Here is a 23,100-nt window from a genome sequence, read left to right as displayed (position 1 = left end):
TCCTTTATGTATAAATTTGTTTTCATTATAATACGTCAAAAGTCTTAGAGGGTCATTTTTCATTAATTTGTAATATAATAGTAATGTGCAATAATATTGTAAACTTCTATGAAAACGCGTAATTACAATAGATTTATGTTAATTACATATAATAAATATTACAATGGTTGCATAGAATAGTAATAATAATTAGTATTGCGCTATTATATTGATTTGACCATTTTGACATGTTTTATTTCTTCCTCATAAAAAATGTCTCCGACACTGTTATACCCCAAAGATGAGTAAAATAACTTCGCTTGTAGTTGCGCATTTAAAATAAGTTTTGTGTAACCTTGTTGTGCGGCTGATTTTTCGACGAATTGCATTAATTTTTTTCCATAACCAGATTTTCTAAATGCAGGATGAATGGCTACTCTTTCGATTTTTACACCTTGTTCATATTGTCTGAAGCGTGCAGTAGCAAAAGGCTGTTGATTGTCATTATAGCCAATAATATGTGTTGCAATTGCGTCATAATCATCTAATTCATTTTCGACTGGTACGCCTTGTTCTTTTACAAAAACTTCCTTTCTAATATCAAAAGCATCTTGTTTTTCTGCTTCTGTTGTTATTATTTTGAACATAGTATCCCTCATTTCTTATAAATAAAACCCTATCAAAGCTAAACTAAGATAGGGTAGTAATCATACATTTATTGTGCTTCTTTACGTACTATAGCACTATATTGCCAAAATATACGCATTTGTGCAATGTTCCAATTATTCATGCCCATAGTAAAACCAGAAGGTTTAAACAGATTAACGTCTGTAACTTCTAAAGCTGCTGCTATTAGATATTGAATAGGGACACTGATTTGTTTCATTGTTTCAGTTATACCGTTTTGGTCATAGACCCAAGTGAAAGGTAATTCAGATTCGAACACATCCACTTTATCAAATATTTCAGGTAAAGCAACAATGTAACAAGCACCATCAACAACAGGGTTTACATCACTTTCTTTATAATAGATGCGCAAGGCTTCATAATTTTCTCTATGTGCATGATTAACATAAAAAAATTCATTTCTAAATAATGCCATATCTTTACTATGAATAATCTGTTGTTCTAACATATTAAACATCCCATTGATGTGGGCCAGTTTATCATATGTTTTGCGTGACATATTATGTGCTCCTTTCTTTAATACTGACCAGTAGGCATTTGGTTTGATTGGTTCGTATCAGCGGAAGGTGCCATTTGATCATTATTTTGAGTTTCATTTGATTGTCCTGATTGGTTATTGCCATTTTGTTGCATGTTTGGATCCATATTTTGACTATTATCCTGTTGCATATTCTGATCGGAGTTTTGACTATCATCTTGTTGCATATTTGGATCCATGTTTTGAGTATCATTTTGTTGTTGATTTGTATTTGACTCATCGTTTGATTCTTCCTCACTTTGAGATGAATCTTTTTGATTCTTCCTTAACAAGCTTTGATCTATTTCAGTTTGTGGTATGAGTGTACCATAAAAATCAGTCACTCGTTGATTTAAAAACTTGTCTGCGTCATTAATTTTAGGTAAATTTAAATCTTTTCTCAACAAATTCGATGTCTTCATAATGCTTTTTATATCTGGATTATAGTAATAGATATTGTTTAAGTAATTATCTTCACCTTTAAGTTGTGTTGTTTTGATGTCTAAATCACTTTTTAAGTATGTTGTAGCTAAAGATTTAACTTCCTTCGAGCTTAAATTATGTTTTGAATTGTTGCCGACGATTTTAATAACGTCATCAAGTTTGCTGAAAGAATTTTTCTTTTGGGCTTTGGCAATAAGTAGTTTTATTAATTCCATTTGTCTTTGACCACGTTTTAAATCGGAGTCATTGTGACGTGTACGTGCAACAGCTAATGCTTCATCACCATTTAATTTTTGATAACCTTTTTTAACTTTTATTTTACCTGTATCGTTTGTGTTTGGTTCATTTAAATTATATGGTACGTCATAGTAAATACCATCAAGTTCATTGACTGCATCAACAAAAGCCTCCATATTAATACGTACGTAATAGTCTACAGGCACATTTAAAGTGCCTTCAACAGCGTCCATAGAGGCAATCGGACCACCATAAGCATGTGCGTGTGTAATTTTATCATAATATCCTACTTTTGGAATATAGCTTATTGTATCACGTGGAATACTTAACATTCTAAGTTGTTGTGTGTCAGGATTTAAAGTTGAAAAAATCATAGCATCTGTACGAGATTTTGATGCGCTTTGGCCATTTTTTTTACGTTGTTCATTTTCATCGATACCTAAAAATAAAATCGATACTGGATCTTTTGAAGGGTTAATTTTGGTATCTCGTAAATTGGATTTACGGTTCGAGTCACTTCCATTAAATGAATCGTCAATTGCGCCTTGAGAGGCTTTAAATAACATAATAGTATAAATAACTGGAATAACGACAAGTCCTAATGAAAGTAGAATCAAAAGGTATTTAAAAAGTTTATTCATTATTTTTCTCCCACTTTATTTTATAATTTGTACAAATATAGATGTTAATAAAAAATGTTGTGATTGTAAATTGTATTAAAAAAATGTAAATATTAAAATGTACTATAAGGTACTATTTTATTACTTTGAGAGAAAAATATCAACTATGTTTCATTAAAGTGTGCGCATTGCATAGTGAAATATGATCATTACTTGAGCACCATTGACTATACTTTTTTCATGAATTTCAGCTATAATTAATATGTGTAACGTCATTACTCATTCGCTAAAACTTTGGTAGGAATTTTTAGCTATACTGTTTAATGTTTTCAGTAGTGTGGAAAGTAGATATATATTCAAAGGAAGTTAAAATATAAACGCGGCGCAGGAGGAATTATACTAATGAAACAACAATGGATTGAGAAGTTAGATGAAAGTTTAGTAAAACCATTTTATGAAACGCAATCGGAAGAGGAAGTTGAATATGGTTTTAATAGTACACTATCATTTGGAACTGCAGGCATCAGGAGTACATTTGGTATAGGTCCAGGAAAATTGAATGCTTTTACTGTACGTAAAGTAGCACTAGGGCTAGCACAATTCTTGACTGCACAACATGCAACACCATCAGTGGTTATTCATTTTGATACTCGATATTTGTCAAAAGAATTTTCTGAAGAAATGGCAGGTATTTTAGCAGCTAATGGTGTACAAGTCATATTGGCAGCGAGTTATAAGTCTACACCTGAATTATCATTTGCAGTTAGACATTTAAATGCTACTGCCGGTGTTATGATAACAGCTAGTCATAATCCTAAAAATTATAATGGCATTAAGGTTTATAATGATGCCGGAGGACAATTATTACCTGAGGAATCGACAACATTGAGTAGTTATATAGATGCTATTGATAAGCCGCTAGAGCTAACTAAACCAGATTTTTCAGAACTTAAAGCAAATCAAAAGATACAGTATTTAGATGATACAGTAACTGAAAGTTATATTGAAGCTGTCACAAAGTTGATAGATAAAATAGAATATAATAATGAAAAAGTAGTATTAACAAGTTTACATGGTACAAGTTTACCTATTTTAGAAAATATTTTGACTGGATTAGACTATACAAATTACGTTATTGAAAAAGAACAATCGCAACCAGATGGCGGATTTCCGACTGTAAAAAGTGCCAATCCCGAAGAAGTTGAGGCTTTCGAAAGGGGAATTAGCTTAGCACAAGAAAGCAATGCAAATTTAGTTATTGCTACTGATCCTGACGCTGACCGACTGGGCATTGTTGAAGTTTATGAAGATGGTTCATACCGTTATTTTAATGGTAATGAGATAGGTTTAATGTTAATGAAATTAAGATTTCAAGATCTCGCTGATTTAAATCAACCATTATATATAGTTAAATCAATTGTCACGAGTGAATTAGCTGAAAGACTAGGACAGTTACTCGATGTCGAAATTAATAATGTGTTAACTGGTTTTAAATACATTTCAGAATTATTGGAAGAAAAAGATGCGGAAGAAGAAAAATTATTGCTAGCCTTTGAAGAGAGTCATGGTTATTTAGCTGAATCTATTTCTCGTGATAAAGATGCTATTCAAATTGTGCCATTAATTATTAAATATAAAAATTTATTAGCACAAAATGGACTTACATTTAACAATGTAATTAATGATATTTATCAAAATATTGGACAATTCAAAGATAAGACAGTGGCATTAAGTTATGAGGGTGCAGCAGGGGTTAACAAAATCAATACTATTATGGATCAATTTAGAACAGATACAACTTTACCAACTGAGATGTGCGGATTAACAGTTAAACGTGTTGAAGATTATCAACAAGGTATAGTAACAAATATAACGGAACAGTCGGTACAAAGCCTGTCTTTACCTAAAACCAATTTACTAAGATTTATTTTTGATGAAGGTTTTATTGCGCTGAGACCGTCAGGTACAGAACCTAAAATTAAACTTTATTTCTCTTTAAATGTTGACAACATTACAGCAATTGAGGATCAATTTATAGCTAAATATGTAGATTGATAGTACAAAGTTACAAGGAAGGTAAAAGACAATAAAACAACATAAACTACTTATTGGATTAACAACTTTTGTGATGTTGGTAGTATTAACTTTGGGAGGTACTTATCTAGATAAGTACCTTTTCAATGAAGCTACAAAGAAAACAATACCGACCAACAGTCATAACACCACTAGAAAAACAAATAAAGTAGTGCGTATGAACACGACAATGGATACAACTAATAAAGTGTATCCACAAATTAATGACTATTTAGAATCAGTAAACTTCAATGGCACCATTACGATTATGCAAGAGGGAGAGTTAAAATTAAATAAAGGCTATGGTATGAAAAATTTTGATACATTACAACCTAATGACGCTAATACGATGTATTTAATCGGGTCAAGTCAAAAATTTTTAACAGGGCTAATGTTAAAACAGTTAGCTATTGCAAAGCAAATTAATATGGAGGCTTCGCTGACACAATATATACCATGGTTTCAAACCATTTATCCATTAAACAGCAATGATTTAATGTTACATCAAAGTGGTTTGTTTAAATATCAGCCCTCTGAACATGTTACGTCAATTCAAGAAGCTACACAGGCAATACAACGTAGAGGTATTAATCCTAAACTCTATAAAAAGCCACAATACAATGATGGTAATTATATTGTATTAGCACATTTGATTGAGGTGATTACTCACCAATCATACGAACAAGCATTTAAACAAATGATAATGCAACCAAATGATTTAAAATTTACAGCTTTTTACAATGATCATAATTTAGCACACAATATGGCAATCGGATATAAACAAGTTAATCAAAAACCAGTGAAACAACAACCGCGCTTTCTAAACCAATATTATGGTGCAGGTAATTTATTTATGGCTCCATATGATATGGCGCAGCTCATTTTAAATTTACAACACAATAAAATATTTTCTGCTGTTGAAACATTACCATTTATTAAAGAAAGCATGACTTCTCGATATCCTAAAGCATATAGATTTGGTTATTATAGTTTCCCTGATAAAAATCGCATCAATGGCGGTTTTTATAGCCAAGTGTTTACAGTATATTTTAACGATCGCTATATCATTGTCATGGGTACAAATTATGAACAACCCCATTTGACTAATGAGTCAATGTTAAAACATATTTTTAAGCATTACTTAAAACAGGAAAATCACAATTATAATAAAACAGGAAAGACATACTAAAAGGCTGGAATAATGTTATTCCAGCCTTAAAATATTATCTGAATGAGCAGATACCATTATGAGATTGTGTGAGTTTTACTTACAATATGTTAAAGCGTCAAAGAAGATTTTTTCGAAAATGTCTGTTTCAATCCCCATAACGACAGTGCAATTAGGATATGCAGATTTTAAATCTGTAACAGTAGCCCCTCTAGTTAATTCCCCAGTTGTTTCGATATCTACGCGAGCTTCTACAATTTGAAAAAGTTCAGGATGTAATAAATATAAAATGGTATATGCATCATAAATGTTAATACCATATTCAAAATCATCTCCACGATAATGTGAAAATAATTGATGCAACATACGTCCTGTATCATTTAAACTTTTCAGTTTCTCTAATTTGGCATGTATTAAAGTCGAACTACGTGCTACATCTAAACCGACCATCGTCAAAGGTAATCCTGAATTAAACACAATATGAGCAGCTTCAGGGTCGCAATAAATATTAAATTCTGCTAATGGAGTGACATTGCCACGGCCAGCACTACCTCCCATTAAAATAATTTCTTTAATCTGTGTTTTCACTTCGGGATATGTAGTTAATAACAAAGCAATGTTGGTTAATGGTCCAATCGGAATGAGTGTGATGGGTTCTTTACTATTGATAAGTAGGTCATACATTGCTGCAACTGCATTATGAGAAGACAATGTTGATGCGTCTACTTCTTGGAACTCGTAACCATCCATTCCAGATTCGCCGTGGACACTACTGGCACTGAATATGTCAGACAGTAAAGGATGTGATGCACCTCGATGTACGGGAACATTACTATTAAAAAATTGTGTAAGTTTCAATGCATTTGCTGTTGTTTTTTCAATGCCTACATTCCCATTTACAGTGGTCAACATTTTAACATCCAAATCAGGATGATTTAGGGCAATACTGATAGCAGCTGCGTCATCTATGCCTGGATCAGTATCTATTATTATAGGGTGTTTCATAAATAAACCTCCGTTCAAAATTTAAACCTATTACCATTATAATAGGGACTAACGTAAAATTACTAATACAAGCCATTACAATAATGGCAATTGCTCATAATAATAGGGGAGACAAGTAATAATTAGATAAAAAAAAGACTTCTCCGAAGAGAAGTCTTTTTTGACACTTATAAGTGACTTGAATGTCCACCTTGCATTACCCAGTAAGTACCAATAACAGTAATTAAAGTGATAATAATCGCGAAGATTACTTTGAAACCTTGAAGATTACCGTCTTTACCTTCAGTTAAATGCATGAACATTAGTAACTGCACTGCTGCTTGAATAAAAGCAAAGCCAAATATAATTGTAATCTTTGCATTTAAAGTCATTGATGTGTAAAGTGTCACGAAAACTGCTAATATGGTCAAAACGATTGAGGCGATAAAGCCTACTGTATGCTTAACTATTGTATTCATCCACTAAACACCATCCCTATCATATATACGGCAGTAAAGATGAAGATCCATACAACATCTAAGAAGTGCCAGTATAAACTAACTATAAATAATTTAGGTGCATTATCTTCATTTAAGCCACGCATACCTATTTGAATTAATAAACAAATAATCCAGACGATACCTAGTGAAACGTGGGCACCGTGCGTACCTAATAAAATAAAGAAACTTGACCAATAAGAACCGATTGTAGGATTAACACCTTCATGTGCATAGTGTGCGAACTCATAAATTTCAAAACCTACGAAGATTGCACCTAGCAATACAGTGATAATCATCCAAATCATCATTAATTTTTGTTTCTCTTTTCTCATATAGTATATGGCGATACCACAAGTATATGAGCTGATTAATAACGCAAAAGTCATTATTAATATTAATGGTAATTCAAACAATTCGGTCGTCATTTTACCACCGTAGTCGCCACCATGTTGCAATGTTAATAACGCTGCAAATAACGTACCAAAAAGTGAAAATTCAGCTGTAAGGAAAATCCAAAAGCCAAGTTTATTTAAATTACCTTCATGCGAACGTGCATCAATTGTATTTACATCATGACTCATGACTTACAGCCTCCCTTTCTTTTTTACGTGCTTCACGTAGTCTAGCTTCTGTTTCTTCTACTTCAGAAACAGGAATGTGATAACCGTGATCAATTTGGAAACTTCTATAAATCATAGTACCGAAGATACCGATTAAACATAAAATTGCCGGTAACATTGTTTCAAAGACTAAGAAGAATCCACCAATTGTAAAGAAGATACCCATCCAGAAACCAACAGGTGTATTGTTTGGCATATGGATTTCTGAGTAATTATGGTTGTCTAAATAATGACGACCATGTTCTTTCATGTTTACAAATGTGTCGTAGTCATTCCAATCTGGAGTGATTGCAAAGTTGTATTTAGGAGGGATAGCAGAAGCTGTAGCCCATTCTAAAGTACGACCTAAACCATTCCAGTTATCGCCAGTTGCTTCTCTTGGAGAAGTGAAGTGACTGTAAACCATACTTAATACTAAGAAAGCGAAACCAATTGCCATAAGTACTGCACCGATAGTTGAGATTAAGTTTAACATCCACCAACCATCTTCTGGCATATAAGTGTATAAACGACGTGGCATACCATCTAGACCAAGTACGAATTGTGGTAAGAAACATACGTTAAAGCCAATCATAAAGAACCAGAAACACCATTTATTTAATGTTTCGTTCAATTTATAACCAACCATCTTAGGATACCAGAATATCAGTGCACCGAGACAAGCAAACACAACACCAGCAACTAACGTATAGTGGAAGTGTGCCACTAAGAAATACGTATTGTGATATTGGTAGTCAGCAGCGGCCATCGCTAGCATGATACCTGTAACTCCTCCTAATAAGAAGTTAGGAATGAACGCTAAGGCGAATAACATAGGTGATTCAAATGTAATTCGACCTTGATACAATGTGAACAACCAGTTAAATAATTTAACGCCGGTTGGTATACCAATCAACATAGTTGTGATTGAGAAGAATGAGTTGATTAAGGCACCATTACCCATTGTAAAGAAATGGTGAACCCAAACTAAGAAACTTAAGAATGCGATACCTGCTGTTGCCCAAACCATACTTTGATGTCCAAATAATCGTTTACGTGCAAAAGTAGGTATAATTTCTGAATAAATACCAAATGCTGGCAAAATAACAATATAAACCTCAGGGTGCCCCCATACCCAGAAGAAGTTTGCCCAGAGCATTGGCATACCACCATCCGCAACTGTAAAGAATGCAGTGTCAAAGATTCTATCAGTTGTGAACAGCGCTAACGCAACTGTTAGTACAGGGAATGCCAAAATAACAATTAAAGCTGTGATAAATGTAGTCACAGTGAACATAGGCATTTCCATAAATTTCATAGTAGGTGTTTTACATCTTAGGATAGTAACAAAGAAGTTAATACCCGTCATTAATGTACCAATACCAGAAATTTGAATTGCAATTAAGTAATAATTGACGCCTGGACCTGGACTAAATTCTCCAGCTAACGGTGCGTAGTTTGTCCAACCTGCTGCAGGTGATCCACCTACGATAAATGAAAGGTTGAATAACAACATACCTGAGAAGAATAGCCAAAAACTTACGTTGTTAAGAATAGGGAATGCAACATCGCGTGCACCGATTTGTAACGGTACAATCACATTCCATAATCCAAAAATGAAAGGCATTGCCATGAAAATAATCATGATTACGCCGTGTGTACTAAAGATTTCGTTATAGTGGTTTGATTCCAAGAATTTGTTATCTGGAATTGCTAATTGAGTACGCATTAATAACGCATCAATACCACCACGAATAAACATTAATACGGCACAGATTAAGTACATCGCACCAATCTTTTTATGGTCGATAGATGTGAACCATTCTCTATATAGATATTTCCACAATTTAAAATATGTGATTACTGCAATTAAACCGATAACCATGAATGGGGCACCGATTTGTGCCATTGTTATCATGAAGTTACCTTGTACCAGTAATTGATCCCATGGAAAATTCATTAATGTCCACCTCCATGTTCCTGATCATTTTTCTCTAGCTCAGAAGCTTTATTATCTTTACTTCCTTCGCTGAGTTTTTCCATTTCATCCATATTATGAGATTCTTCTTCCTTGAACTCATTATTATATGGTTCGTCGTTGCCTAAGATCATGGCTTTCATTCCATGACGCTCATAGTTTGCATTTGAGATTTGTGGTTTACGTTTTGGTTGATCCGGTTCATCTAAAATATCTTTCTTACGTTCTTCTTCAGTATTGAAGTTTGGATCTTTTTGAACGTAATTATAGCGATCGTAAGCATAGAAGATATACTCAGGATCAGCTGCTGGATCGACAAATGCCATATGAGTACCACTGAAAGTAAGTTCTTTGTTTTCAGTAGTAGGTAAAAGTTGCTTATCAAAAGTATCTTGATCTAATACTTTTTTACTTTGAGCATCTTTAACCCAATCCTTGAAGTCTGATTGGCTTACAGAATGAACATCAAATACTTGACGTGCGAAACCTTCACCATTGAAGTTTGAGTTACGTCCACGGAACGTACCTGTTTCACTTGCAGTCATTGTCCAATCCATTGTCATGCCAGTCATTGCATATTTCTGACCACCAAGTTGTGGAATCCAGAAACTTGTCATCATATCCATTGATTGAAGTTTGAAGACAACAGGACGATCTTTCGGAATAGTTAAATGATTAACTGTTTCGATTTTTTCTTCAGGATAACTGAAGAACCATTTGTAACCGGCACTAGTTGCATAAATAACTATTGGGTCATCCTTTTTCTCTGGTTTCGCTTCATATTGATAAAGCGATTTGACCGTTGGAATTGCTAATGCAATAACAATGATGACTGGAATAACGAACCAAATAAACTCTATTAATGAATTGTGATGCATTTTACCTGACTCATCATTATTTCTTAAGCGGTATTTAAATAAGAAATAAGCGAACATGATGAGTACTACCGCCATAATAACAAGCATGAAGATGATTGAATAGATAATCAAGAACTTCGAATCACTTGCCATTGGCCCTTTTGGGTTTAAAACTTCTACGTTTGAACAACCACTAAGTAAAATTAGTGAGCCAAAGAGTAGAAGCAAAGACTTAAATTTTGACACTTTTTTGACCTCCTAATACTACAATTGTAGGGCTTAACATCAATTTTAAGATATTACGCGATATTTACAAGTGTTTGTAGCAAAAAAAAAATTGTAAAATTAAAACAACCCCAACAGAAACAACGTCTGGTGGGGGTTGGAAGATTTGTTAAAATTATGTGTACATTTTGTGAAAAGTGTCATAATTAGACATATTTAAAAAATATAGTGATCAACAGTGATAACTGTTATCAATTAGGGTTGGTTAAACATAGTTATGTATATTATTTTACTTCAATGTAACGTGTTGATTTATCTACTGCTCCATTAGAATCTTCTACTTGATATTCAATTTTGTACTTTCCTGATTTATTTGTATCTACATGTCCGTTTACAGTAATTTTGTCTGTAAGATCACCATCTTCTTTATCATAAGCACGAATACCGTTTAACACATTGTAGTCGTTACCTTTTTCGACAATTGTGTCCGTTGCACCTTTGATTTCAGGAATAGTATTTTCAGTTGCTTCTGCACTTAAATTAGGTGTCACTAGTGTGGCTGACACACCTATAGCTGATAAAGATTGTAATAATTTATTCATAACGCTACCTCCGTATGAAAATAAGTTGTTGCAAGTTAAACATAATATAACGCAGTTAATCGTTTTGAACATCGTACTATAGTCCTAATATAGTGAAAAATTTTAAATTTAACTGTAAGTTAACGTTAAAATTTAGTAAATATGAAAACATAACAATGGTATTTTATTAGCTGTGACATGTGCAATTAAGTGATTTTTAAAGTTAATATATATATCAATAGTAAAAATAATTAAAATGTGAAAGGCGGGGGTTATTTTAAATATCATTTGTGTAATATAATAGTAAAAAGCAGAATTTAAGTAGTTGTTTCTGTTAAACGTATTGAAAAAACTAAGAGGACATTAATTTTGTTTCAGAGTGTCAACAAACTATCGACTTTGTTGGCAGTTTTTTGTGCACGCTTTCCGCGGGCACTACCTCAGCCTGTAGTCTTCGGCGAGTGCAATTCCCACAGGAGTCGGCACAATTTCCAGCCAATATTATAGAAAAGTCTTTAGTAGAACTAATACTTATAGTCTATTTACTGACAATATGACAAGAGGATCTCGACAAAGTTTCCGACTTTGTTGGCAGTTATTTTTTGTGCACGTTTTCCGCGGGCACTGCCTCAGCTTGTAGTCTTCGGCGAGTGCAATTCCCACAGGAGTCGGCACTATTCACTGCCAATAATATAATGTGAAAAATACCCCATAGATAAAAATAAACAAGCCTTAGGAGAACTATGGACTGACCCCAATTAGTGGGAATAAAATAAAAACACTTTCGTTGAATTCATTTAAAATGAATCATACGGAGGTGTTTTTTCTATGAAAATAATGTCTTATTCAATAGAAACAAAATATAAAACGATTGAAATGAAAGAAGCTGGATATACTGTAAAAGAAATTATGGAAGCATTAAATATCAAAAATAGCACACAGGTAAAAACTTGGTGGCGATGGTATCGAAATGGTGAAACTTATAGATTTTATCAACAAAGAGGCAAGCAATATACTTACGGCAAAGGCGTGAAAGAATTATCAGAAGTAGAACAATTAAAGTTAGATAATAAGAAAAAAGATATTGAAATAGATATTTTAAAAAAGTACAAGGAGTTAGAAAGGAAGTGGTATCCAAAGTAATTGTAGAATTAGTTGATCAATTCAAGCATAAGTATTCAATCAAAATGATACTCGATGTTTTAGAAATACCTCAATCGACATACTATAGATGGAAACATAAGGACAAGGAAAAAGATAAAGTGACTCAAAAGGTTATTGAATTATGTGAAGAAAATAAATTCACCTACGGTTATCGCAAAATTACAGCATTGATTAATCAATTGTATTCAGCGTCAATTAATCATAAAAGAGTTCAGAGAATCATGCGAGAGTATAATCTGAACTGCCGAGTTAGACCTAAAAAATCTAAAAAAATTGGTGAACCTTATTATAAAACAGATAATTTATTACAAAGACAGTTTAAAGCTAACCAACCAATGGAAGTATTAACAACTGATATTACTTATTTACCTTTCGGTAACTCTATGTTGTATTTATCTTCAATTATGGATGTTTATAAAGGAGAAATTGTGGCGTATAAAATAGATAACAAACAGGGTCAAAGCTTAGTAAATGATACATTGAATCAAATAGATATACCTGAGAATTGCATACTACATAGTGACCAAGGCAGTGTTTATACATCCTATGCTTACTATCAATTATGCGAAGAAAAAGGCATTATCAGAAGTATGTCCCGAAAAGGAACACCAGCTGATAACGCCCCGATAGAAAGTTTCCATTCCTCGCTAAAGTGTGAAACTTTCTACATAAACAATGAGCTCAATAGCTCTAACCAAATTGTAATAGATATTGTCGAAAATTACATTAAAAACTATAATAATAATCGAATTCAACAAAAACTAGGCTACTTATCCCCTAGAAAATATAGGGAATTAGCAGCCTAGAACATAGTGTTTTTATTAAGTTCTCATTCTAAGGGTTCAGCGCCACTATAACCTAAGGCTTGTTTACGTACATACGAGTACATTGTGCTCGTACATTTTTATATTGTTCGTATATTTAATAACTTAAATATTAATAATTATTCGATGCCTCTACGCATTTTTTCTGCTAATAACGTATTATTTAACACCATAGTAATTGTCATTGGGCCTACACCACCAGGTACAGGCGTAATAGCACCAGCGATTTGTTTTACTTCTTCATAATCTACATCGCCTTTAAGCTTACCATTTTCATCTGGTGTATTACCTACATCAATAACTACAGCACCTGGCTTAACATCATCTTTAGATACGATGCCAGGACGACCAACTGCACTTACGATGATATCAGCATTTTTTAAATGTTGCTGCATATCTTTTGTTCTTGAATGCAAAATTGTCACTGATGCATTTTTTTGTAATAGTAATTTAGATACAGGTTGACCAACGATATGACTACGGCCAATGACTACTGCATCTTTACCTTCTATATCAATATCAGCGTGATTTAATAATTCCATTATACCTAATGGCGTACATGGCACGAATGTTTGTTCATCTATATAAAGTTTACCGATATTTTCTGGGTGAAAACCGTCCACATCTTTAGCTGGATTAATGGCTTCTAAAATCTTTTGTTCACTTACTTGAGCTGGTAAAGGTACTTGTACAAGAATACCACTGACACTGTCATCTTCATTTAAACGTGTTAACTCTTTTAACACATCTTCTTCAGATGTAGACTCGTCTAAATGTACAATTTCAGAAATCATACCAATTTTTTCAGCAGCTTTCTTTTTAGAGTTAACGTAACTTTGACTTGCACCATCGTTACCTACAAGTATAACTGACAGTTTTGGTGTATAACCTTTAGTTTGTAACGCTTCGACTTGATCTTTTAGACCTTGTCTATAATCTTTAGCAATTTGTTTTCCATCTAAAATTTTTGCGACCATGAAAATTTCCTCCTCTAAATTCTGAACCTCACCTTAACATTAAAACATATTAACGCTATAAAATTAAGTAAAATACGTAAATTAAATGATTTTTTGAAGTTAAAGTTCGATTTTTGATTGAAAAAGCATGATTTTGTTGTTATGCTATATCTGTAATATACATCTTAAAGTAGTAACATTTCAAATTATTGAAAGGGTGTTCAATTTGAAAGTGGCAGTAATTATGGGAAGTTCATCTGATTGGAATATCATGCAAGAAAGCTGTGCTATGTTAGAACAATTTGAAATACCATATGATAAGAAAGTAGTTTCCGCACATCGTACGCCTAAATTGATGTATGATTTTGCAACTGAAGCACGTACGAATGAGTATGATGTAATTATTGCTGGTGCAGGTGGCGCTGCACATTTACCTGGTATGGTAGCTTCTATGACGACATTACCAGTAATAGGTGTCCCAATCGAATCTAAAAGTTTAAAAGGACTAGATTCATTATTATCTATTGTGCAAATGCCAGGAGGTATTCCTGTAGCAACGACTGCAATAGGTAAAGCTGGAGCTAAAAATGCAGGTATTTTAACAGCACGTATTTTAAGTATAAACAATAAAACAGTCCAAAAAAATTTGGAAAATTATGAAAAATCTCTTGTTGAGAAAGTGAGTGAAATGCAACGTGAACTTCAGTAACTTAAGTTTTGGTGCAACGATAGGCATCATTGGTGGCGGTCAATTAGGCAAAATGATGGCACAATCTGCTCAACAAATGGGTTATAAAGTTATAGTGTTAGACCCTGATACAGAGTGCCCATGTCAGTATGTAGCTCATCAATTTATTAATGCGAATTATGATGATGAAGATGCATTGAATCGATTAGGTCAATTATCCGATGTCATTACTTACGAATTTGAAAATATTTCTGCACCACAATTAAAAGAATTAGTCGCAAAATACAACATTCCACAAGGGTATCAAGCTATCGAATTATTACAAGATCGTTTGTCTGAAAAACAAACTTTAAAAGAATGTGGAACACAAATTGTTCCGTTTTTATCTGTAACTTCATCTGATGAATTAATTGAAGCAAGTGAAGTGCTGGGGTATCCATTTATCGTAAAAACACGATTTGGAGGATACGACGGTAAAGGTCAAATCTTAGTGAAAGATGCGTCTTATTTAGCTGAAGTTGAACAACTTATTACACATCAAGAATGTGTCGCAGAACAATTTTTAAATCTTGAAAAAGAGGTCTCATTAACTGTAACTATTGGAAATGATAATCAAATAACGTATTTTCCATTGCAAGAAAATGAACATAGAGACCAAATCTTATTTAAAACAGTTGTACCAGCTCGCAGTGATAAAGAACAAGAGGCACGTAAGGAAGTACAAAAAATAATTAAACAAATTCATTTTGTCGGTACTTTTACAGTGGAATTCTTCATTGATAAACAAAATCACTTGTTTGTTAATGAAATAGCTCCACGACCACATAATTCAGGTCATTATTCAATTGAAGCTTGTAATTATTCACAATTTGATACGCACATTCTTGCAATTACTGGTCAAAAGTTACCTGATGACATTGAATTATTGCAACCAGCAGTAATGATGAATTTATTAGGTAAGGATTTAGATTTATTAGAAACTGAGTTTGCACATCAACCTGCATGGCATGTGCATATTTACGGTAAAACTGAGCGTAAAGCAGCACGCAAAATGGGCCATATTACAGTGTTAACAACGGATCTTGCAGCGACAGAACAACAAATGTTGAACCATTTTGAAGGGAGTAACAACTAATGACATTGCTATACGAAGGTAAAGCTAAAAAAATACATGCTACTGATACAGAAGGTATTTTACGTGTGGAATATAAAGATGAGGTTACAGCAGGGAATGGTGCAAAAAAAGATTATATCGAAGGTAAAGGACGATTAAATAATCTTATCACCTCTAAACTATTTAATTCTCTTAAACAACAAGGGTTAGAAAGCCATTTTATTGAACAAATTTCAGAGACAGAACAATTGGTACAATCTGTAGATATTATTCCATTAGAGGTTGTTGTACGCAATATTGCAGCAGGTTCAATAACTAAGCGACTAGGTTTCGATAAAGGGCATTCTTTTGAGCAACCGTTAGTTGAGTTCTTCTATAAGAATGATAAGTTAAATGACCCATTAATTACGGACGACCATGTCAAGTTGTTGCATATCGCTAATGATGATGAAATTAGCACTTTAAAAGCAGCAGCACTGAAAATTAATGAAGCATTAGTATCTATTATGGACCAAGTAGATTTACGACTTGTAGATTTTAAAATTGAATTTGGTAAAACGACAAAAGGTGACATTATTTTAGCTGATGAAATTTCTCCTGATACATGTCGTATCTGGGATAAACATAGTGATGTGAACTTCGATAAAGATGTTTATCGCGAAGATAGAGGATCAATAATAGACACTTATCAAACTTTCTTAAATAAATTGGAGGCTTTATAAAATGAAAACAATTGAATTACATGTAACTTTACAACCACAAGTATTAGACACTCAAGGACAAGCTTTAAATCGTGCTGTACATGATTTAGGCTACACGCAAGTCAACGATATTCGTGTAGGAAAATTATTATATATGACAGTAGAAGAAGCTACTGACGAAGCAGTTCACAATGTGGTAACAACATTAAGTGAAAAGTTATTTGCTAATACAGTTATTGAAGAATACAGTTATAAAGTTGTCGATGAAGGAGAGAAAGCATAATGAAATTTGCAGTGCTAAAATTTCCTGGATCAAATTGTGATAGAGACATGTATAATGCTGCTATTAAAATGGGAGCAAACGCAGAATATGTAGATTATCGAAATGAGTCACTTGCAGGTTTTGATGGCGTATTAATTCCAGGAGGATTCTCTTTTGGTGACTATTTACGTTCGGGAGCAATGGCTAGTGTGGCACCTATTATTAATGAAGTGAAACGTTTTGCAGATGAAGGAAAACCAGTGCTAGGTGTCTGTAATGGATTTCAAATTTTAACAGAAATTGGTTTGTTACCTGGGGCGTTATTGTACAACGATTCACATTTATTCGTTAGCCGAAATGAACAATTAAAAGTAGTGAATAATAACACACCATTTACTAAATTATATGCACAAGATGAACACGTTGTATACCCTGTAGCACACGGCGAAGGGCACTATTATTGTACTGAAGAAACATATGACGACTTAGTTGTTAATAATCAAATTATTTTAACTTATGTCGATAATCCCAATGGCTCTTTTAATGATATTGCAGGGATTGTAAATAAAAAAGGAAATGTATGTGGCATGATGCCGCACCCAGAACGTGCACTTGAATCAATTTTAGGTACTGACAGTGGCGTGAAATTATTTGAAGCGATGGTAAATAGTTGGAGGGAACAAAATGTCTAAGTTTATTGAACCAAGTGTAGAAGAAATCAAGTTAGAACAACTATATAAAGACATGGGATTAAGTGATTCTGAATATGAACATGTTTGTGAAATCTTAGGTAGAGAACCAAATTTCACAGAAGTTGGTATTTTTTCTGTAATGTGGAGTGAGCATTGTTCTTATAAGCACTCTAAACCGTTTTTAAAACAATTTCCAACAACAGGTGAGCACGTTTTAATGGGACCTGGTGAAGGTGCTGGTGTGGTTGATATTGGTGATAATCAAGCGGTTGTTTTTAAAGTAGAGTCACACAATCATCCTTCTGCTGTAGAGCCATATCAAGGTGCAGCGACAGGTGTAGGTGGCATAATTAGAGATATTGTGTCTATAGGTGCACGCCCAATTAATTTATTAAATAGTTTACGTTTTGGAGAATTGACTGAAAAACAAAACCGTCGACTATTACGCGGTGTCGTAGCTGGTATTGGAGGCTATGGTAACTGTATTGGTATACCTACAACAGCAGGTGAAATTGAATTTGATAATCGTTATGACGGCAATCCATTAGTTAATGCGATGTGTGTAGGTATTATCGATCATGATATGGTTCAAAAAGGAACTGCTAAAGGTATCGGAAATTCAGTTATTTATGTTGGTTTAAAGACTGGGAGAGATGGTATTCATGGAGCGACTTTTGCATCTGAAGAATTGAGTGAAGATAGTGAAAGTAAAAGACCATCAGTGCAAATTGGTGATCCGTTTGTCGGCAAAAAACTAATGGAAGCAACGTTAGAAGCTATCACATTTGATGAATTAGTTGGTATCCAAGATATGGGTGCGGCTGGTTTAACATCATCTTCTTCTGAAATGGCAGCAAAAGGTGGCAATGGCTTACACTTACGTTTAGAACAAGTACCAACAAGAGAACAAGGAATTTCACCATATGAAATGATGTTGTCAGAAACACAAGAGCGTATGTTATTAGTCGTTGAAAAAGGTACAGAACAAAAATTCTTAGATTTATTCGACAAACATGAATTAGATAGTGCAGTTATTGGTGAAGTGACTGACACAGATCGTTTTGTATTAACTTATGAAGATGAAGTGTATGCTGATATTCCGGTAGAACCACTTGCTGATGAAGCACCAGTATATATTTTAGAAGGTGAACATAAAGACTATAATACGAGCACAAATGACTACAGTGATATAGATGTAGATGAAGTATTTAATAAATTAATTGCACACCCAACAATTGCATCAAAACACTATTTATATGAACAGTACGATCAACAAGTTGGTGCTAATACAATTGTGAAACCAGGATTACAAGCTTCAGTTGTACGTGTTGAAGGTACTTCTAAAGCGATTGCTTCTACTATTGATGGAGAAGCACGTTACGTATTTAATCAGCCTTATGAAGGTGGCAAAATGGTTGTAGCTGAAGCATATCGTAATTTAATTGCTGTAGGTGCAACGCCATTAGCAATGACGGATTGTTTAAATTATGGTTCGCCTGAGAAAAAAGAAATCTACCAACAATTAATTGATTCAACTAAAGGTATGGCAGAAGCGTGTGAAATTTTGCAAACTCCGGTTGTTTCAGGAAATGTGTCACTATATAACGAAACAAAAGGGACTTCCATTTTCCCAACTCCTGTAGTAGGAATGGTGGGATTAATTGAAGATATTGACTATCTAAATGACTTTACACCTAAAGCAGGACAAGCAATATATGTTGTTGGTGATACAGGTAATGACTTTGGCGGAAGTCAGATCGAGAAATTAATTTATAATGAGGTAAATCATGAATCTGAAGCCATTGATTTATCTGAAGAGGTAGCTAAAGGCGAAGAGATAAAACAATTCATAAGAACAGGCCAGGCAGCTCATGTACAAACAGTTGGTAAAGGTGGCTTAGCTATAACGTTAGCTAAAATCAGTGCGCATTATAATTTAGGTATTGCTGCTCAAATAGCATTAACAGAGAGTCAATTATTTAGCGAAACACAAGGTCGTTATATTGTTGTTGCTAAAGAAGGTGCAGAAATCAACCTAACTAATGCAGTAAAAATAGGTCATTTAACAGAAGATGAGACATTTGAAGTGACTACCGATAAAGTTACAATTCAACGCAAAGTGTCTGAGTTCAAGGCACAATGGGAAGGAGCAATCTCTCAATGTATGACATCCACGGATTAAATGAAGAATGCGGACTTTTTGGCATTTGGAACCATACTGAATCAGCGCATTTAACATATATGGGATTACAAAGCTTACAACACCGAGGACAAGAAGGTGCAGGTATCGTTTGTTCAAATGGACAAAACTTAATTGGTGAACGTGGATTAGGATTACTCACTGAAGCTTTATCACAACAAGATTTAGCGACATTTCAAGGATATCAGCATGCTATTGGTCATGTACGTTATGCGACTTCTGGTAATAAAGGTATCGAAAACATTCAACCATTTTTATATCATTTTTATGATATGAGCGTTGGTGTTTGTCATAACGGTAATTTAATTAATGCTCAAAGTTTAAGAAAAGAATTGGAACAACAAGGCGCAATTTTCCACTCATCGTCTGATACTGAGGTTATTATGCATTTAATTAGACGAAGTAAACAACCTACTTTTGAAAGTGCATTAACTGAAAGTCTGTGTACGATTAAAGGTGGTTTCACATTTGCGTTACTTACAAAAGATGCATTATATGGTGCGGTAGATCCAAATGCAATTCGACCATTGGTTGTTGGAAAATTACAAACTGGTGAATATGTCATTGCAAGTGAAACATGTGCTATTGATGTTTTAGGTGGAGAATTTGTTCTTGATATTCATGCTGGTGAGTATGTAGTGATTAATGATGATGGTATTAGAGTCGAATCTTATACTACAGAAACAACAACAGCAATTTCAGCTATGGAATATATTTATTTTGCACGCCCAGATTCAACAATTGCAGGAAAAAACGTTCATGCTGTACGTAAAATGTCAGGTAAACGTTTAGCTGAAGAAAGTCCAGTAGAGGACGCTGATATGGTAATAGGAGTACCTAATTCCTCATTGTCGGCAGCTACTGGTTATGCTGAAGCTATGAATTTACCATATGAAATGGGATTAATTAAAAATCAATATGTTGCACGTACGTTTATTCAACCGACACAAGAGTTACGTGAACAAGGTGTACGCGTGAAATTATCGGCAGTAAAAGATATTGTTCACGGTAAAAATATAGTTATGGTTGATGATTCAATAGTAAGAGGTACGACATCTAAACGAATTGTACGTTTATTAAAAGATGCAGGGGCAAAATCTGTCCATGTCAGAATAGCTTCTCCAGAATTTATGTTCCCAAGTTTTTATGGTATTGATGTGTCGACAACTGCTGAATTAATTTCCGCTAATAAATCGCCAGAAGAAATTAAAGACTATATTGAAGCAGAATCATTAGCTTATTTATCGGTTGACGGCCTTATAGAATCAATCGGTATCGATGAGGATGTACCATATCATGGCTTATGTGTTGAAAGTTTTACTGGTGATTATCCAGCTGGATTATATGATTACGAAGAACGTTATTTTGCAAGTTTGAGTGAACGACAAAAGGCATTTTTAGCACAAAATACACAATACTTTGATAAGGCGGGGAATCAATATGTCTAATGCATATCAACAAGCTGGAGTAGATATCCATGCAGGTTACGAAGCGGTAGAGCGTATTTCTAGTCATGTGAAAAGAACGATGAGAAAAGAAGTACTAGGTGGATTAGGTGGGTTTGGAGCCACTTTTGATTTATCTCAACTTAATATGAAAGCCCCGTTGCTTGTATCTGGAACTGATGGTGTAGGTACAAAACTTAAATTAGCCATAGATTATAATAAGCACGACACGATCGGTATTGACGCAGTAGCGATGTGTGTGAATGATATTTTGACGACAGGTGCAGAACCGTTATATTTTTTAGATTATATTGCAACTAATAAAGTCGTTCCTGAAGTCATCGAACAAATTGTAAAAGGTGTAAGTGATGGTTGCGAAGAAACACATACCGCACTAATTGGTGGAGAAATTGCTGAAATGGGTGAAATGTATCATGAAGGAGAATATGATTTAGCCGGTTTTGCAGTTGGAGCTGTTGAAAAAGATGATTATATAGATGGATCAAACGTCCAACCCGGACAAGTTATTATAGGTTTAGCATCAAGTGGCATTCATTCCAATGGTTATAGTTTAGTCCGTCAATTGATAGCTAAAGCTAATGTTCAAATGACGGATAAGTTTACAGCTGATGAATCATATTTAGAAACATTATTAAAACCAACACGATTATACGTAAACCCAGTATTAGAGGTAATTAAAAAGTATCCAGTACATGCGATGACACATATAACAGGCGGTGGTTTTTATGAAAATATTCCGCGTGCACTTCCAGAAGGTGTTACTGCCAATATTGATGTGACAACATTCCCTACGCCTAAGATTTTTGACTGGTTACAAGAGCAAGGTGAGATTAGTACTGAAGAAATGTATAACATTTTTAATATGGGTATTGGCTTTACACTTGTAGTAGATGCAGCAAATAGTAAAGCGGTAATTGAGCACATTAAACGACATAATATTGAAGCATTCGAAATTGGTACGATTACATCAGGTGATGAACCAATTCAATTAACGGGGGTTAAAGCGTGACTAAAGTAGCAATATTTGCGTCAGGTTCTGGAAGTAATTTTGAGAATATTATGAGCAAAATTCATCAAGGTCAATTAGAACATATCGAAGTAACAGCGCTATATACGGATCAAGTTAGTGCATATTGTATTGAACGTGCGAGAGATTTTAACTTGGATGTGCATATTAATGAACTCAAAAATTTTGACTCTAAAGCTGATTATGAACGTAAAATTTTAGAATGGTTAACTGCTGAAAAAGTTGAATGGATTATTCTAGCAGGTTATATGAAATTAATTGGTACTGAAATGTTAAATGCATATAATGGAAGAATTTTAAATATCCATCCTTCATTGTTGCCAAAATATAAAGGTAAGGATGCAGTAGGACAAGCACTTGCCAGTGAGGATGATATTACTGGAACAACAGTACATTATGTTGATAGTGGTATGGATACTGGGGAAATTATAGAGCAACGTCAGTGTCCAATTTATCCTACTGATTCAAAAGAAGAATTAGAAGAGCGCATCAAAAAATTAGAACATGAGCTTTATCCAAAAGTCATTGCAGATATTATTCAATAAGAGGTGTAGATA

22 protein-coding genes are annotated in these 23,100 nt (G+C 33.9%); 12 read left to right on the top strand and 10 right to left on the bottom strand.

What is annotated here, in order from left to right:
* Nucleotides 1-203: 203 nt before the first annotated feature.
* From MUA37_RS09240 to MUA37_RS09230, 3 genes are all read right to left on the bottom strand, one after another.
* A complete protein-coding gene (locus MUA37_RS09240; protein WP_142019733.1) occupies nt 204-626 on the bottom strand; it encodes a GNAT family N-acetyltransferase in 423 nt (140 codons plus the stop codon).
* Between the two features lie 68 nt (nt 627-694).
* Nucleotides 695-1,165, bottom strand: coding sequence for a DUF2538 family protein (locus MUA37_RS09235; protein WP_142019732.1), 471 nt, complete (start codon nt 1,163-1,165; stop codon nt 695-697).
* Between the two features lie 17 nt (nt 1,166-1,182).
* On the bottom strand, nt 1,183-2,505 hold the full coding sequence (locus tag MUA37_RS09230; protein ID WP_262624544.1) for an LCP family protein: 1,323 nt from the start codon (nt 2,503-2,505) through the stop codon (nt 1,183-1,185).
* A 381-nt stretch (nt 2,506-2,886) separates the two neighbouring features.
* Here MUA37_RS09230 and MUA37_RS09225 point away from each other — a divergent pair, with 381 nt between their 5' ends.
* Together MUA37_RS09225 and MUA37_RS09220 are read left to right on the top strand one after the other, a co-directional pair.
* Entirely contained in the window at nt 2,887-4,539 is a 1,653-nt protein-coding gene (locus MUA37_RS09225) for a phospho-sugar mutase (protein ID WP_262624543.1), read from the top strand.
* Nucleotides 4,540-4,612: 73 nt separating this feature from the next.
* The gene (locus MUA37_RS09220) at nt 4,613-5,746 is read left to right on the top strand and encodes a serine hydrolase domain-containing protein (RefSeq protein WP_262615963.1); all 1,134 of its coding nucleotides are present in this window, start codon (nt 4,613-4,615) and stop codon (nt 5,744-5,746) included.
* Between the two features lie 75 nt (nt 5,747-5,821).
* On the opposite strand, the gene rihC is transcribed toward MUA37_RS09220, so the two are convergent.
* The 6 genes from rihC to MUA37_RS09190 form a co-directional block, all read right to left on the bottom strand.
* Complete coding sequence (gene rihC / locus MUA37_RS09215) at nt 5,822-6,730, bottom strand: ribonucleoside hydrolase RihC (RefSeq protein WP_002510114.1); 909 nt, start codon at nt 6,728-6,730, stop codon at nt 5,822-5,824.
* A 167-nt stretch (nt 6,731-6,897) separates the two neighbouring features.
* The gene (gene qoxD / locus MUA37_RS09210) at nt 6,898-7,188 is read right to left on the bottom strand and encodes a cytochrome aa3 quinol oxidase subunit IV (RefSeq protein ID WP_021459248.1); all 291 of its coding nucleotides are present in this window, start codon (nt 7,186-7,188) and stop codon (nt 6,898-6,900) included.
* Nucleotides 7,185-7,790, bottom strand: coding sequence for a cytochrome aa3 quinol oxidase subunit III (gene qoxC, locus MUA37_RS09205; RefSeq protein ID WP_107374164.1), 606 nt, complete (start codon nt 7,788-7,790; stop codon nt 7,185-7,187). The genes qoxD and qoxC overlap by 4 nt, the downstream gene beginning before the upstream one ends.
* Entirely contained in the window at nt 7,780-9,768 is a 1,989-nt protein-coding gene (gene qoxB, locus MUA37_RS09200) for a cytochrome aa3 quinol oxidase subunit I (protein ID WP_232159169.1), read from the bottom strand. Before qoxB ends, qoxC begins: the two co-directional genes overlap by 11 nt.
* Nucleotides 9,768-10,889 (bottom strand): cytochrome aa3 quinol oxidase subunit II, encoded by a 1,122-nt coding sequence (gene qoxA, locus MUA37_RS09195; RefSeq protein ID WP_238126058.1) that lies wholly within the window; start codon nt 10,887-10,889, stop codon nt 9,768-9,770. Before qoxA ends, qoxB begins: the two co-directional genes overlap by 1 nt.
* A 263-nt stretch (nt 10,890-11,152) precedes the next feature.
* The gene (locus tag MUA37_RS09190) at nt 11,153-11,470 is read right to left on the bottom strand and encodes a DUF5011 domain-containing protein (RefSeq protein WP_262614940.1); all 318 of its coding nucleotides are present in this window, start codon (nt 11,468-11,470) and stop codon (nt 11,153-11,155) included.
* An 807-nt stretch (nt 11,471-12,277) separates the two neighbouring features.
* On the opposite strand from MUA37_RS09190, the gene MUA37_RS09185 reads away from it, so the two are divergent.
* Nucleotides 12,278-13,419 (top strand): IS3 family transposase gene (locus MUA37_RS09185; protein ID WP_262624542.1). Its coding sequence is split into 2 segments (ribosomal slippage): nt 12,278-12,548 and nt 12,548-13,419, totalling 1,143 coding nucleotides; the frame shifts between segments, so codons are not numbered across the junction.
* Between the two features lie 137 nt (nt 13,420-13,556).
* Here the strand turns inward: MUA37_RS09185 and folD are convergent.
* Complete coding sequence (gene folD, locus MUA37_RS09180; protein WP_262614939.1) at nt 13,557-14,414, bottom strand: bifunctional methylenetetrahydrofolate dehydrogenase/methenyltetrahydrofolate cyclohydrolase FolD; 858 nt, start codon at nt 14,412-14,414, stop codon at nt 13,557-13,559.
* 205 nt (nt 14,415-14,619) lie between these two features.
* Here folD and purE point away from each other — a divergent pair, with 205 nt between their 5' ends.
* From purE to purN, 9 genes are read left to right on the top strand one after another with little or no spacing between them, the layout of a single operon-like run.
* The gene (purE, locus tag MUA37_RS09175; protein WP_262624541.1) at nt 14,620-15,102 is read left to right on the top strand and encodes a 5-(carboxyamino)imidazole ribonucleotide mutase; all 483 of its coding nucleotides are present in this window, start codon (nt 14,620-14,622) and stop codon (nt 15,100-15,102) included.
* Complete coding sequence (gene purK, locus MUA37_RS09170; protein WP_204171915.1) at nt 15,089-16,216, top strand: 5-(carboxyamino)imidazole ribonucleotide synthase; 1,128 nt, start codon at nt 15,089-15,091, stop codon at nt 16,214-16,216. The genes purE and purK overlap by 14 nt, the downstream gene beginning before the upstream one ends.
* Nucleotides 16,216-16,917, top strand: coding sequence for a phosphoribosylaminoimidazolesuccinocarboxamide synthase (gene purC, locus MUA37_RS09165; RefSeq protein WP_002510866.1), 702 nt, complete (start codon nt 16,216-16,218; stop codon nt 16,915-16,917). Before purK ends, purC begins: the two co-directional genes overlap by 1 nt.
* Before the next feature lies 1 nt (nt 16,918).
* Nucleotides 16,919-17,179, top strand: a complete 261-nt coding sequence (gene purS / locus MUA37_RS09160) for a phosphoribosylformylglycinamidine synthase subunit PurS (RefSeq protein ID WP_002510865.1) — start codon at nt 16,919-16,921, stop codon at nt 17,177-17,179.
* A complete protein-coding gene (purQ, locus tag MUA37_RS09155; protein ID WP_021459050.1) occupies nt 17,179-17,850 on the top strand; it encodes a phosphoribosylformylglycinamidine synthase subunit PurQ in 672 nt (223 codons plus the stop codon). The genes purS and purQ overlap by 1 nt, the downstream gene beginning before the upstream one ends.
* Nucleotides 17,843-20,032 (top strand): phosphoribosylformylglycinamidine synthase subunit PurL, encoded by a 2,190-nt coding sequence (purL, locus tag MUA37_RS09150; protein WP_262624540.1) that lies wholly within the window; start codon nt 17,843-17,845, stop codon nt 20,030-20,032. Before purQ ends, purL begins: the two co-directional genes overlap by 8 nt.
* The gene (gene purF, locus MUA37_RS09145; RefSeq protein ID WP_262624539.1) at nt 20,011-21,498 is read left to right on the top strand and encodes an amidophosphoribosyltransferase; all 1,488 of its coding nucleotides are present in this window, start codon (nt 20,011-20,013) and stop codon (nt 21,496-21,498) included. The genes purL and purF overlap by 22 nt, the downstream gene beginning before the upstream one ends.
* Nucleotides 21,491-22,525, top strand: a complete 1,035-nt coding sequence (purM, locus tag MUA37_RS09140) for a phosphoribosylformylglycinamidine cyclo-ligase (protein ID WP_262624538.1) — start codon at nt 21,491-21,493, stop codon at nt 22,523-22,525. The genes purF and purM overlap by 8 nt, the downstream gene beginning before the upstream one ends.
* A complete protein-coding gene (gene purN / locus MUA37_RS09135; RefSeq protein ID WP_002510860.1) occupies nt 22,522-23,088 on the top strand; it encodes a phosphoribosylglycinamide formyltransferase in 567 nt (188 codons plus the stop codon). The genes purM and purN overlap by 4 nt, the downstream gene beginning before the upstream one ends.
* Nucleotides 23,089-23,100 lie beyond the last annotated feature (12 nt).

Source organism: Staphylococcus arlettae, from assembly GCF_025560845.1.
GTDB lineage: Bacteria > Bacillota > Bacilli > Staphylococcales > Staphylococcaceae > Staphylococcus > Staphylococcus arlettae.
This window is presented reverse-complemented; position numbering and strand designations above follow the sequence as displayed.